At 56.3% G+C, this 12,651-nt stretch carries 15 protein-coding genes and 1 tRNA gene; 10 read left to right on the forward strand and 6 right to left on the reverse strand.

What is annotated here, in order from left to right; translation table 11 throughout:
• The coding region (locus tag ACTG34_RS06365; RefSeq protein ID WP_439104138.1) for an inositol monophosphatase family protein at positions 1-678 on the forward strand (678 nt) is incomplete at its 5' end.
• A 140-nt stretch (positions 679-818) separates the two neighbouring features.
• Complete coding sequence (locus ACTG34_RS06370; protein WP_439104139.1) at positions 819-1,028, forward strand: pilus assembly protein; 210 nt, start codon at positions 819-821, stop codon at positions 1,026-1,028.
• Between the two features lie 23 nt (positions 1,029-1,051).
• Here the strand turns inward: ACTG34_RS06370 and ACTG34_RS06375 are convergent, their stop codons facing one another.
• The gene (locus tag ACTG34_RS06375; RefSeq protein WP_439104140.1) at positions 1,052-1,792 is read right to left on the reverse strand and encodes a rhomboid family intramembrane serine protease; all 741 of its coding nucleotides are present in this window, start codon (positions 1,790-1,792) and stop codon (positions 1,052-1,054) included.
• A gap of 116 nt (positions 1,793-1,908) precedes the next feature.
• Between ACTG34_RS06375 and ACTG34_RS06380 the strand changes: the two genes are divergently transcribed.
• Positions 1,909-1,994, forward strand: a tRNA-Leu gene (locus tag ACTG34_RS06380).
• Between the two features lie 51 nt (positions 1,995-2,045).
• Here the strand turns inward: ACTG34_RS06380 and ACTG34_RS06385 are convergent.
• Both ACTG34_RS06385 and metG read right to left on the reverse strand, forming a co-directional pair.
• Positions 2,046-2,837: a lytic murein transglycosylase gene (locus ACTG34_RS06385; protein WP_439104141.1), complete on the reverse strand. Its 792-nt coding sequence runs from the start codon at positions 2,835-2,837 to the stop codon at positions 2,046-2,048.
• 230 nt (positions 2,838-3,067) lie between these two features.
• On the reverse strand, positions 3,068-4,786 hold the full coding sequence (gene metG, locus ACTG34_RS06390) for a methionine--tRNA ligase (RefSeq protein ID WP_439104142.1): 1,719 nt from the start codon (positions 4,784-4,786) through the stop codon (positions 3,068-3,070).
• A gap of 259 nt (positions 4,787-5,045) precedes the next feature.
• On the opposite strand from metG, the gene ACTG34_RS06395 reads away from it, so the two are divergent.
• From ACTG34_RS06395 to ACTG34_RS06415, 5 genes are all read left to right on the forward strand, one after another.
• Entirely contained in the window at positions 5,046-6,089 is a 1,044-nt protein-coding gene (locus ACTG34_RS06395; RefSeq protein ID WP_439104143.1) for an aldo/keto reductase, read from the forward strand.
• Positions 6,089-6,451: a hypothetical protein gene (locus ACTG34_RS06400; RefSeq protein ID WP_439104144.1), complete on the forward strand. Its 363-nt coding sequence runs from the start codon at positions 6,089-6,091 to the stop codon at positions 6,449-6,451. The genes ACTG34_RS06395 and ACTG34_RS06400 overlap by 1 nt, the downstream gene beginning before the upstream one ends.
• Positions 6,439-6,945, forward strand: a complete 507-nt coding sequence (locus ACTG34_RS06405) for a lipocalin family protein (protein WP_439104145.1) — start codon at positions 6,439-6,441, stop codon at positions 6,943-6,945. Before ACTG34_RS06400 ends, ACTG34_RS06405 begins: the two co-directional genes overlap by 13 nt.
• A gap of 34 nt (positions 6,946-6,979) precedes the next feature.
• Positions 6,980-7,870, forward strand: a complete 891-nt coding sequence (locus ACTG34_RS06410; RefSeq protein ID WP_439104146.1) for an NAD-dependent epimerase/dehydratase family protein — start codon at positions 6,980-6,982, stop codon at positions 7,868-7,870.
• A gap of 88 nt (positions 7,871-7,958) precedes the next feature.
• On the forward strand, positions 7,959-9,320 hold the full coding sequence (locus tag ACTG34_RS06415; protein WP_439104147.1) for an MATE family efflux transporter: 1,362 nt from the start codon (positions 7,959-7,961) through the stop codon (positions 9,318-9,320).
• 7 nt (positions 9,321-9,327) lie between these two features.
• Here ACTG34_RS06415 and ACTG34_RS06420 read toward each other — a convergent pair whose 3' ends face one another.
• A complete protein-coding gene (locus tag ACTG34_RS06420; RefSeq protein ID WP_439104148.1) occupies positions 9,328-9,732 on the reverse strand; it encodes a hypothetical protein in 405 nt (134 codons plus the stop codon).
• Between the two features lie 78 nt (positions 9,733-9,810).
• Complete coding sequence (locus ACTG34_RS06425; RefSeq protein WP_439104149.1) at positions 9,811-11,013, reverse strand: pyridoxal phosphate-dependent aminotransferase; 1,203 nt, start codon at positions 11,011-11,013, stop codon at positions 9,811-9,813.
• A 121-nt stretch (positions 11,014-11,134) separates the two neighbouring features.
• Between ACTG34_RS06425 and ACTG34_RS06430 the strand changes: the two genes are divergently transcribed.
• Positions 11,135-11,407 carry a succinate dehydrogenase assembly factor 2 gene (locus ACTG34_RS06430; RefSeq protein ID WP_439104150.1) on the forward strand — a complete coding sequence of 91 codons (273 nt, stop codon included), beginning with the start codon at positions 11,135-11,137 and terminating at the stop codon, positions 11,405-11,407.
• A 99-nt stretch (positions 11,408-11,506) separates the two neighbouring features.
• A complete protein-coding gene (locus ACTG34_RS06435; RefSeq protein WP_439104151.1) occupies positions 11,507-12,004 on the forward strand; it encodes a MarR family winged helix-turn-helix transcriptional regulator in 498 nt (165 codons plus the stop codon).
• 117 nt (positions 12,005-12,121) lie between these two features.
• Here ACTG34_RS06435 and ACTG34_RS06440 read toward each other — a convergent pair whose 3' ends face one another.
• Positions 12,122-12,544 carry a VOC family protein gene (locus tag ACTG34_RS06440; protein ID WP_439104152.1) on the reverse strand — a complete coding sequence of 141 codons (423 nt, stop codon included), beginning with the start codon at positions 12,542-12,544 and terminating at the stop codon, positions 12,122-12,124.
• Between the last annotated feature and the right edge of the window lie 107 nt (positions 12,545-12,651).

Here is a 12,651-nt window from a genome sequence, read left to right on the forward strand (position 1 = left end):
GCGGGTGACTTCGTAACCAAAGCCGACGAAAGCGCCGAAGAGATCATTCGCGAGATGCTCATGGAAGCGCGCCCGACCTATGGCTATGTGGGCGAAGAGACCGAAGAGATCGAAGGAAAAGACCCGACACGCCGTTGGATCGTTGACCCTCTCGACGGCACCACTAACTTTTTGCACGGCTTGCCGCATTGGGCGGTGTCCATCGCGCTTGAGCACCGGGGGGAAATCGTCTCCGCCGTTGTGTTCGACGCGGCAAAGGGCGAATTGTTCTGGGCCGAAAAGGGCGCAGGCGCATGGATGAATGATCAACGTATCCGCGTCTCCGGTCGTCAAAAGCTCATCGAATCGATCTTTGCAACGGGTCTACCGTTTGCCGGTCGCTCCGATTTGCCTGCAACCCTCAAAGACCTTGCACGCGTGCTGCCCGCTACCGCCGGTGTGCGCCGCTACGGCGCGGCCTCGCTCGATCTCGCATACGTTGCGGCTGGCCGTTACGATGGATTTTGGGAACGTCGCCTTAAAATCTGGGATATGGCTGCGGGTATCTTGCTTGTGAAAGAGGCCGGTGGTCTGGTTGAGGCGATCGACCCTGCTGGTGATGTGCTTTTGGATTGCGAAGTTTTGTGCTCCAACGAGCCACTTTTTGACAAGTTCGCTAAAATGGTGCGCAACCAATAAACGACCGTTACAGACGGTACAAAAAACGGCCTCCACTGCGGGGCCGTTTTTTTGTGCGCTTTCTCCAAAATACCTAACACCCGCCTAAATTCAGACACGTTTACCATAGAGTTTGGCAGAAACATTTGGAGTAACGCACCATGATCAACCGTCTCAAGAGAGCATTTCGTACCTACCGCCCTGCCGATGACGGGGCCGTCACCGTCGATTGGGTGGTCTTAACCTCCGCCGTGGTCGGATTGGGTGTTGTCGTGCTTCAAATTGTTTGGGGTGGCGCGAATATCTTTGCCACCAACGTCAATTCCGACATCGAAAACATCGATGTTGTGAACTACCAAGAGGGCGGCTAATCCCTGCCACTTCGCACGCAGTGTTATTTTGATCGACGCACCACGGGCACGCGCGAGGTTTGAAACCTGTAACGGGCCTCGGAGTGCGGTGGGTGCCCGTGCGTGCGCGCCCAATAGGCTGTCCCGCCCAAGCGCCGCCATTCTGGTGCTGCCAACAACAGCCCTGCGACAAAGCCACCAATATGGGCGAGATAGGCCACGCCACTGTTCGCTGCGCCAAATCCTCCGAACAGTTGTAGTCCGAACCAAACGCCAAGCATGATCCATGCGGGCAGTGGGATGACTTTGAAAAAGATCACAAAGATAAACAAAACGTCGACCTTTGCCTTTGGAAACAAAAGCAAATAGCCGCCCATGACGCCGGCAATCGCGCCGGATGCGCCCACCATTGGCACCCACTCAAACGGGGCGGCGATATATTGGGCAAGCGCTGCGGCAATCCCGCACAAGAGATAGAACCCCAGATATTTCAGATGCCCCATCTCATCTTCGAGGTTGTCCCCGAAAATCCACAAAAATAGCATGTTGCCCGCGATGTGCATAAAGCCGCCGTGCATGAACATCGATGTGATGAGGGTATAGAACCCGTCTCCCGATGAAATGCGCGCGGGCACCATCGCCCAGTCCATGTAAATCCGCGAAATCGCGGCATCGTTGCTATAGCTCGGCCACATCGCCAAAAACACGGCAATGTTGAGCGCCATCAATGTGTACGTGACAAGCGCGGGGCGGCGGGACGGATTGTGGTCGCGGATTGGAAACATAATATGAGTAGGTGGTCTTTGTGCGTGTGGGGTCAAGTGCCGAACGACCCTTTACACCGCTGATTTGGTGGCTATGGTCGCGCCACGCTTTGGCCTCGCCAAAGTGCCGCTGACGTGCCCGCGTGGTGGAATGGTAGACACATGAGACTTAAAATCTCCCGGCTGTATGGCCGTGCCGGTTCGAGTCCGGCCGCGGGCACCACGCACTTTTCCAATTGGATAAAGTGAACACACTGCGCACCTGTCGCGGCCCTTATTGGGCGATTTGACTGGCCATGATAGCAATCGCCTTTTGATAGACCCCCGCCGCGTTCCACTCCTGAATGACGCTAAAATTGGGTTGACCCTCAAGGTATCCCTGTCCCGTTTTCCAGCCCTTTTGGGCAAGGAAATTGGCCGTGGATGCCAGCCCGTCAGATAGGTTGGTGAGATCGACAACGCCGTTGCCATCGCCGTCGATACCGTAGGTTTCGATATTGCCAGTTAGAAACTGGGTGTGGCCGACTTCGCCGTGCATCGCACCTTTGGTGGATGATGATAGCGCGCCTTTGTCCACCAATCTCAAGGCGGCCATAGCGTGTCCAGAAAAGAAATCGGATCGGCGGCAATCGTAGGCGAGGGTGCTGATCGCGGAGAGCACGTTGGCGCTGCCCATGTTCGAGCCAAAGGCTGTTTCCATGCCGTGGATTGCCACGATGACTTCGGCGTCGACGCCAAACCGCTTTTCGAGGTTACCGTAGTATGTCGGGTTTTTGGCGATACGGGCGCGGCCCATTTTGACGATCGTGGGCGCGCCGCGCACCTGCATGAATTTTTCGAGCGTGTATTTGAAGCTCTTTTGATTGCGGTCGGCGGCGATGGTTTTGGTGGCGTAGGACGTGGCCGCCAGTGCTGCGAGGCCTTTGGCCCCCACGCCTGCGTTTACGGCCTCGGCTGCGAACTGCGCCTTCCATGTCTCAAATCCGCTCGACGTGTTGCCACAGGTGGCGGCAAGGGTCGGGGTGGCGGTCAAAAGGGCGACTGACAGGGCGAGGATGCGGCGCATGGGCGGGCTCCAGTAATGGTTAATGAACACAGATGTGGGGACGCTAGCACGCAGATCAGGCGCGTAAAAGAGCGCCTTGTGTGCGACACCGTTGCCCGACGAAAAGCCGACGAAAGTCCGACGAAACGCCGACAGCCGTTTTGTGGGTGTGCCACAGAGCTAAACGTGTCCAAATCGAACAAAAAGGGCGCCCCGCGCGGGACGCCCAAATCAGTGGAATTCGAGGTCGATCAGCTGCGGATACCGGCGAATTTTTCTTGCCAGTCTTCGCGCTGCTCGTCGGTGATTTTGCCGAACAGGTTGTCAGGCACGGCAAAGGTGTGGCCGGCGGGAAGCTGTGCAAATGCGGTCGCTTTATCCTCTGGCCAAACCGCGTCTCCCGTCCCCATGGCCGTGGCCAGTTTGCCCGCCGCGTCAGGAATGAACGGCGCGGAGAGGCCCGCGTAAAGCGGGATCAGGTTGAGCGCGAAGCGAATTTGCATCGCGGCTGTTTCAGGGTCTTCTTTGAACACTGCCCATGGCGATGCATCTTGGAGATACTCGTTGCCGAGCGTCCAGATGGCGCGTAGTTCTCCGGCGGCTTTGCGCACGTCGATGGCGCCCATATGTCCTTGGTAGGCTTCGATTTTTTCTGAAATCGCAGCCATCAAATCGGTTTCACGCGCGCCGTATGTGCCGCCCTCTGGCACCGCTTCGCCAAACTTGGAGCGACAGAATTTGGTCACGCGAGACACGAAGTTGCCAAGTACGTCTGCGAGGTCTTTGTTCACGGAAACTTGGAAGTTTTCCCAAGTGAATTCGCTGTCCGAACTTTCGGGAGCGTGGCTCAATAGCCACCACCGCCAGTAGTCGGACGGCAGAAGAGACAACGCCTGATCCATGAACACACCGCGCCCGCGCGAGGTGGAAAACTGACCGCCATCATAGTTCAGGTAGTTGAACGATTTGATGTAATCGACCATCTTCCACGGCTCACCCGACCCAAGCATGGTGACGGGGAAAGACAGGGTGTGAAACGGCACGTTGTCCTTGCCCATAAACTGGACATAGCGCACATCATCGGCACCCTTGTCGGTGCGCCACCAGCGCTCCCATTCCGCATCGCTAAGCCCTTGTTTTTCCGCCCATTCCGCGCCACATGCGATGTATTCAATCGGGGCGTCAAACCAGACGTAGAACACCTTGCCTTCCATGCCTGCCCAGGGCTGATCGCCCTTTTGAACAGGCACCCCCCATTTGAGATCGCGGGTGATGCCGCGGTCTTGCAGGCCGTCCCCATCGTTGAGCCATTTCTTTGCAATCGAGGTGGTCAGGATCGGCCAATCGGCCTTGCTGCTGATCCAGTCGTTGAGCGCATCACGCATGTTGGATTGGCGCAGATACAGGTGTTTGGTCTTGCGTTCCTCAAGGTCGGTGGCCCCCGAAATGGTCGAGTAGGGGTTGATCAAATCGGTCGGATCAAGCTGCTTGGTGCAGTTGTCACATTGGTCGCCCCGCGCACTCTCAAAGCCGCAACTGGGACAGGTGCCCTCAATGTAGCGGTCGGGCAAAAAGCGCCCGTCAGTGGCGGAATACACTTGGGTTTCTTCAACTTCTTCAATCAACCCTTGCTCAAACAGACGCTTTGCAAAGTGCTGGGTCAGCGCACGGTTTTGATCGGACGAGGACCGCCCGAAGTGGTCGAACGACAGGCGGAACCCCTTGGCCAATTCGGCCTGAACCTCGTGCATTTCGGCGCAGTATTCAGCGACATCTTTGCCGGCTTTTTGCGCCGCGATTTCGGCAGGGGTGCCGTGCTCGTCGGTCGCGCAAAGGAACAAAACCTCGTCGCCCCGCGCACGGCGGTAGCGGGCGTAAAGATCGGCGGGTAATTGCGAGCCGATGAGGTTGCCGAGGTGCTTGATCCCGTTGATATAGGGAAGCGCGGAAGTGATGAGCGTGCGTGCCATGTGCGTGCGGGTCCGTCCGTTAAATTCTCTTAGGCTGTGTCTACCGCGCCGCGCGCAAAAGGGCCAGAGGGGACACGCCGTCCTTCGTGGCTGTTTGGGGTCTGGGCGGGCAGGTCGACGCCCTTTGTCGAATTTGCACAGCCAAAGGTGGCGCAAAGCCGGCCTTGCCCCTTTGAACATAGCGCCGCGCGCTATAAGTTAGCGACAACCCTGGGCACTGGGGGATGCAAACGCACAAAGACGGATAGGATATACCACCATGAAAATGCGCAAAATTGGCAAAAGTGATTTGAATGTCTCCGAGATTTGTCTTGGAACGATGACATGGGGATCGCAAGACAGCCTTGAGAATGCCCACGCTCAGATCGCCCATGCCAAAGAACAGGGTATCAATTTTATGGATACCGCCGAGATGTATCCCGTGAACCCCGTGCGCGCCGAAACCGTGGGCGACACCGAGGAGATCATCGGCAAGTATTTCGCCCAAAGTGGCGATCGTGCGGATTGGGTCGTGGCCACAAAGATTGCAGGCCCGTCAGGTTTTATCTCGCAAGAGGGCATCACGCCCGCCACGCTTGAGGCGCGGCTCGATCTGTCGCTCAAGCGCTTGCAGACCGAGTATGTCGATCTGTATCAACTTCACTGGCCCAACCGTGGCTCGTACCATTTCCGCCAGCACTGGTCCTTTGATCCACGCACCCAGCCCGCCAAAGAGGAGATCCTCGACAACATGCGTGCGGTGAATGAGAAAATGGCCGATCTGCAAAAGGCCGGTAAAGTGCGCGAATTTGGAACGTCCAATGAATCTGTCTGGGGCATGACCCAATGGCAGCGCGTGGCCGAAGAGACCGGTGGGCCGCGTATGCAGTCGATCCAGAATGAATACTCGTTGATGTGTCGTCTCTACGATACCGACATGGCGGAGTTTGCGGTGCATGAGGGCGTGACCTTGCTGGCCTATTCTGTGCTTGCCTGTGGCATGCTGTCGGGCAAATACCACGGCGGCACAACCATTGATCCTGACTCGCGTTTGGCTGTCGGGGGCGGGCTTGGTGGTCGCGTGACGCCACAAGCGTGGCCCGCCGTTGAGGCCTACATGCAGATTGCGAAAAATCACGGACTTGATCCCGTTGCCATGTCCATCGCGTGGTCGCTGACGCGGCCGTTTGATGTGATGCCGATTATTGGCGGCCGCTCGGTCGAGCAATTGCAGCACTCGATTGATGGCGGAACTTTGGTGTTGTCCAAAGAGGTTTTGGCCGAGATTGACGCCGCGCACCGCGCACACGGAAAACCGTTCTAATGCGTCTCGCTTCTCTCATCTCGGGCCTTGTTCTTGTAGTATGTCTTGCGGGATGTGCGCCCAGTGACGAGGGCAGCGATGTGATCTTGGGGCCGGGGGCTGCGGCGTCCGACCCCTCAAACGCGGCCACGCAACAGGCGGCGTGCGAGCGGCGCGGAGGTGAGTGGCGCACAGTCGGGTTGGGCGGGTTGATGACCTGTTTCACCACGCCCAAAGATGCGGGCAAATACTGTACCAAATCCACCGAGTGTTCGACTGAATGTCTGGCGCGCTCGCGTAGCTGCGCGCCGATACAGCCGCTCTATGGCTGCAACGACCTTTTAGACGCGCAGGGGCGTACAGTGACTCAATGCGTGGATTGATCGCTGTTCTCGGCCTTGTGGTGTTGAGCGGATGTATAGGGCGCACGCAGATGCCAGACGCCACGGGACCGCGTGATGCGGACGTACCGATGTCATCTATGGCGGCGTTTGATCCGCTTGAGTTCGCGGGACGCTGGAACGAAGTGATGACCTATTTGCCCGCAGGGGAATCTTGTGTTGTCGGAGGGATGACCTTTACGCCGCAACGCGGGGGCGACATGACCCTGACCGAGGGGCCGTGTTCGGATGGAACTCCACGGCGGGGTTTGGCCAAACGCATAGGGCCGGGGCGGTTTGAATTTATGGGAGAGACGCTTTGGGTGCTTTGGATCGACCAAGAGGTGCAAACGGCGGTGATCGCTACGCCGACAGGGCGCGCACATATCCTCTCGCGGTCATTGAGTATTCCCGCCGATAAACGTCAGGCGGCCAAAGAGATTTTAACGTGGAACGGGTTTGACGTGTCAACCTTGGCGCCGGCACGGCGCAACTAACCAGACAACGACATACAATACGGGAGGAGAGATCATGCGGATTTTGTTTACAGGCGGATCAGGCAAAGCGGGGCGCCATGTGGTGCCATATCTTTTGAGCAAAGGGCACCGCGTTGTGAATGCGGATCTTGTCCCGCTTGAGTGTGATGGGGTCGACAATTTGACGGTCGATGTCACGGACAGCGGCCAGATGTTCAACGCGCTCACGTCCTATGCCAACTTTGACGAACTTGAGCCGGGAACGGGCGTGCCCAAATTTGATGCCGTGGTGCATTTTGCCGCCGTGCCACGTATTTTGCTCAAACCCGATAACGAGACCTACCGTGTCAATACGATGAGCACCTATAACGTGCTTGAGGCGGCGGTGAAACTTGGGATCACGAAGGTGATTTTTGCCTCGTCAGAGACAACGTATGGCGTGTGTTTTGCAGACGGCGAACGCAAACCCGAGTATATCCCTGTCGACGAGGACCACCCCGTGATCCCCGAGGACAGCTACGCCATGTCCAAGGTCGTCAATGAGGTCACAGCACGCAGTTTTCAACGCCGCAGCGGTATCGACATCTACGGTATTCGGATCAACAACGTGATTGAGCCGCATGAGTATGCGCAAAACTTCCCAAGCTATTTTGCCGATCCAGACCTGCGCCGCCGCAACATCTTTGCCTATATCGATGCGCGCGATCTGGGGCAGATGGTGGATCTGATGTTGCACACGGACGGATTGGGGTTCGAGATTTTCAACGCGTCCAACGACAATCATTCTGTCAATCTATCTACAAAAGAGATCATCGCGCGATATTATCAGGGCGTCGAGGTCAAGGGCGACATGGGGCACGAGGAAACGGTTTATTCCAACGCTAAAGCCAAGAAATTGTTGGGCTTTGCGCCGGTGCACAACTGGCGCGATGTGCTTGAGGGGTAGACGTGAGAGACCCCGATCACGTTTGGTGATCGGGGGTGCCAAACTTTTTGACTAGTCGGTCAAGGGCGTTTGGGCGTATAGCGCCCGTATGCAAGATAAAACAACATATTCCGCCCACGCCCGTGCGGTGATCGCACTGGCGTTGCCTTTGGCCGGTAGTCAGTTGGCGCAATTCGCGCTTCACATGACAGATGTCATCATGATGGGGTGGTTTGGCCTCAATGAACTGGCCGCATTGGTCCTTGCGTCAGGCTATTGGTTCATCACGTTTATTTTGCTTGCGGGCTTTGCCTTTGCCGTCATGCCGCTTGTTGCAAACGCGGCGGGGGCAGGGGACACCACGGTTGTGCGCCGCTCGACTCGCATGGCGATGTGGCTCTCTGTTTTGGCAGCCGTGGCGATTTATCCTTTGTTCGGGTTTTCTGAGCGGGTTTTGATCGCGCTGGGACAAAAACCTGAAATTGCAGCCCTCGCTCAACCCTACTTGATCGTTGCGGGAATCGAGATGCTTCCTGCTCTTATTGCGATGGTGTTGCGGTCCTATTTCTCGGCCCTTGAGCGCACGCGTGTGGTTTTGTTGTTCACGGTTATTGCTGTGTTCGCAAACGCGGGCCTCAATTGGGTGCTGATCTTTGGTAATCTCGGCTTTCCGGCCATGGGGGTGATCGGCTCCGCTATCGCCTCGCTGATTGTGTCGACCCTGACGGTTGTGGCGCTTGTGATCTACGCGAACAAAGCGACTCCCGAGAACGAGTTGTTTCGCAACCTGACCAAACCCGATTGGGATATGTTCCGCACTGTGGCCAAGATGGGTGTGCCGATTGGGCTGACATCATTGGCCGAGGTGGGATTGTTCAACGCCGCCGCCCTCATGATGGGTTGGATTAGTACGGTGGCCCTTGCGGCGCATGGTGTGGCGCTACAACTGTCTGCCCTCGCCTTTATGATTCAAATTGGTCTGTCTCAGGCTGGAACGATCCGTGCGGGCAATGCCTACGGGCGGCGTGATGAGGCGGGATTGCGGCGCGGCGCGCTTGTCGTCACCGTGCTCTCGCTTGTCACAGCTGCATTGACACTCACGGTGTTCCTCTCGGCCTCGCATATCCTTATCGGTCTGTTCATTGCACCGAGCGAACCTCAGCGTGATCTGGTCTTGGCGGCGGGTGCGGGCTTTATGGTGTTTGCGGCGCTGTTCCAGTTTTCAGATGGCGGACAAGTTACGGCCCTGTCGCTTTTGCGCGGTGTGCAAGACACGACTGTGCCGATGTGGCTTGCGTCCTTGTCCTATTGGGGCGTGGGGTTGCCCGTGGCCTATGTTTGCGGCTTTGTGCTTGATATGGGCGGCAACGGCATTTGGGTTGGCCTACTCACCGGATTGAGCTGTGCATGGGTGCTAATGGCGTGGCGCTTTTGGATGAACAAGTCGCGCATTGGCGGAGTATCTGCCTAAGCGCGGCCTAGCCTTTCGCCATCAGCCGGTCGGCCTTTTTGCGTACGAGAACTGTCCGCAAATCATGCATGGTCAACAGCAAGTCATCCGTGACCAGTTCTAACTGTTCATCTGTCGCGCGTGTTTGGGCCCAATGGGCCGTATAATTGAGGTGATCCACCGCGCGGTGAATATCATCAATGTCGCGCTCTGCCAGAATCACCGCCCGCTCTGCCATCCAGTTCTGGATCGCGACGAGATCCGCATCCGACAATACACGCTGGCCATGCGGTTTGATCTCGCCGTTTTTCATGTTGATGACCGCGATTTGATCCATCTCGATGCGCCGTTGGCGGTTCTCGGTGTCCACACGGAACACAAAGGCACCGTTTTCACGCACGCGAAAGTAATAGTCGGGAAGATCAGCGCTCATAGCAAAAATGGCTTTCAGATGGTTAATACAGCGCAGAATAGAGAGCGGGGGCGGCAATGCAAGCGCCCGCCGCCATGTTTAGGTGAGTGCGGCGCAGAACGCCTGAATGCGGGTACAGGCCTCTTTGAGGGCCGCATCCGAGGTGGCGTAGGAAATGCGGAAGTTGGGCGATAGGCCAAAAGCCGCGCCAAAAACAACCGCAACGCCGTGCTCTTCGAGCAGCGCGGTGCAAAAGTCCTCGTCCGTTTCGATTCTTGTCCCGCCCTTGGCGGTTTTGCCGATGCATCCCGAGATATCGGGATAGACATAGAATGCGCCCTCTGGCACGGGACAGGTGACCCCGTCGATTGCGTTTAGCATCTCCACCACCAAATTGCGCCGCCGCACGAACACCTCATTGTTGCGCGCGATGAAGTCATGTGACCCGTTGAGCGCCTCAACAGCGGCGTATTGGGAAATCGAACAGGGGTTCGACGTGGATTGCGACTGGATTTTGCGCATTGCTGTAATCAACTCTTTTGGCCCCGCGGCGTAGCCGATCCGCCATCCGGTCATGGCGTAGGCCTTTGAGACGCCGTTCACCGTCAGCGTGCGCGCATACAGGCGTGGCTCAACTTCAGCAGGGGTGCAAAACTCAAACCCGTCAAAGGCGAGGTGTTCATACATATCATCGGTCATCACCCAGACATGGGGGTGGCGCATCAAGACATCGGTAAGCGCGGTGAGTTCGGCGCGCGAATAGCCCGCTCCCGTGGGATTGGACGGTGAGTTAAAGATCAGCCATTTGGTTTTTGGTGTAATCGCCGCCTCCAATTGCGCCGGCGTCAGTTTGAAATTGGTGTCCAACTTGGCCTCGACACAGACAGGGACGCCCCCCGCCAGCAACACCATGTCGGGATACGATACCCAGTATGGCGCAGGGATCACCACCTCGTCGCCCTCGTTGAGAGTGGCCGTCAAGGCGTTGAATAGCACTTGTTTGCCACCAGACGAGACGCTGACCTGATCGGGTGCATAGTCTAACCCGTTGTCGCGTTTGAACTTGGCGCAGATGGCCTGTTTCAACTCGGGAATGCCATCCACGGCGGTATATCTGGTTTTGCCCTCTTCAATGGCGCGAATACCCGCCGCTTTGATGTGGTCGGGCGTGTCGAAGTCTGGCTCGCCTGCGCCGAGCGCAATGATGTCACGCCCCGCGGCTTTTAGCTCTTGGGCCTTTGTCGTCACAGCAATGGTGGGCGAGGGTTTTACGCGGGCAAGGGTATCAGACAGAAAGGGCATGAGGCATCTCCGTGGAAAAAAACTTACGCTTTCAGTGACACAATGTGACGCGAACGCCAAGACGCCGCTTGCGATCACGCGGGCAGGGGTGCAAAAAGTGCGTATCAACAAGGAGACCATCATGACCGAAACACACGAGCACCGCCTCAAACGGATCAAAATCCGCGCATGGCGCCGTGGTATCAAAGAGATGGATTTGTTGATTGGCGGCTATGCAGATGCACATTTGCCCACAATGACTGCCGACGAGTTGGACGCATTCGAGCACATGATGGATGAGAACGACCAAGATTTACTGGCTTGGGTGACGCATCAGGAACCAACGCCGGCCCATTTTCAGGTGATGTTGGATAAAGTGGTTGCGTTTGCAGACCCTAAATTATGGTTAAAGTAAGGCCTGTAACGGCCAGATATAAAAAACTTTTCACCGTTTAACCTTATCTTGGGGAATTGGACGCACATTGAGACCCGAACTGCTTTGTCGGAGTGCTAAATGAGCGTCCATCCTATGATTGAAAATCCTACGAATACGACATTTATGTCCCAATACCTTGAGGCACTGTCGCTCGTTGAACGATTGCATCGACTGCTTCTTGATGTGATCAAAGACGAGTTTGAACGTGTTGGGGTGTTGGAAATAAATGCGGTGCAAGCCCTGCTTTTGTTCAACGTTGGCGAGAACGAAGTGACCGCAGGCGAATTGAAATCGCGCGGCTACTATCAGGGCTCCAACGTGTCCTATAATCTCAAAAAGCTTGTGGACATGGGATACATGCACCATCAGCGTTGCGAGATTGATCGCCGCTCGGTGCGAGTCAAGCTCACGGAAAAAGGGCGTTACGTGCGCACTACTGTTGCCGAACTATTTGCACGTCATGCTGAGGGACTTCAGGGGCGCGGTGTCATCACCTCCGAGGGGGTCGAAGATATCAATACCGCGCTACGCCGTATGGAGCGGTATTGGACTGATCAAATCCGCTATATCTACTGATCAGGATTTTACCGACATGCGGGTAGACCGTTAGATAAAAGGCAGGCGTTGCGCCTGCCTTTATCATTTCAGTTTACTGTGGGCGCGGTTTTGTCGTGTGGCGCGCCGTTGGGGTATTTACCAGTGGCCGGTGTTTTCCATCGACAGCCAAGGCTCCTGTGGGGGGAGGTTTTCGCCCTTTTGCAACAGCTCAATGGAGATATTGTCGGGTGAGCGCACGAAGGCCATGTGACCACAACGTGGAGGGCGATTGACCGTCACGCCATTGTCCATAAGGGTTTGGCACAGCGCGTAAATGTCATCGACTTCGTAGGCGAGGTGACCAAAGTGGCGACCGTCACAGGGCAATCCGTCATCGCCGTCCCAATTGTATGTTAGCTCGACCGGACAATCCTCTTGGCCGTCTGGGGCCATAAAAATAAGGGAAAATCGCCCTTGTTCACTGTCATGACGCTTGGTCTCTTTCAGACCTAAAAGCGCATAGAAAGCCATCGATTTTTCCAAGTCCTTTACGCGAACCATTGTGTGTAAATAGCGCATATGCTTCCTCCCGTTGAATGTGCTTGGTGCGATTTTAGCGGAGATCACGGCAATGACCATGCCTGTCCATGCGTTGCCCGTTTGCGTAAATGCACGCGCAAAAGCGT

This window comes from Celeribacter marinus (assembly GCF_965656515.1).
Classification (GTDB): domain Bacteria; phylum Pseudomonadota; class Alphaproteobacteria; order Rhodobacterales; family Rhodobacteraceae; genus Celeribacter; species Celeribacter marinus_D.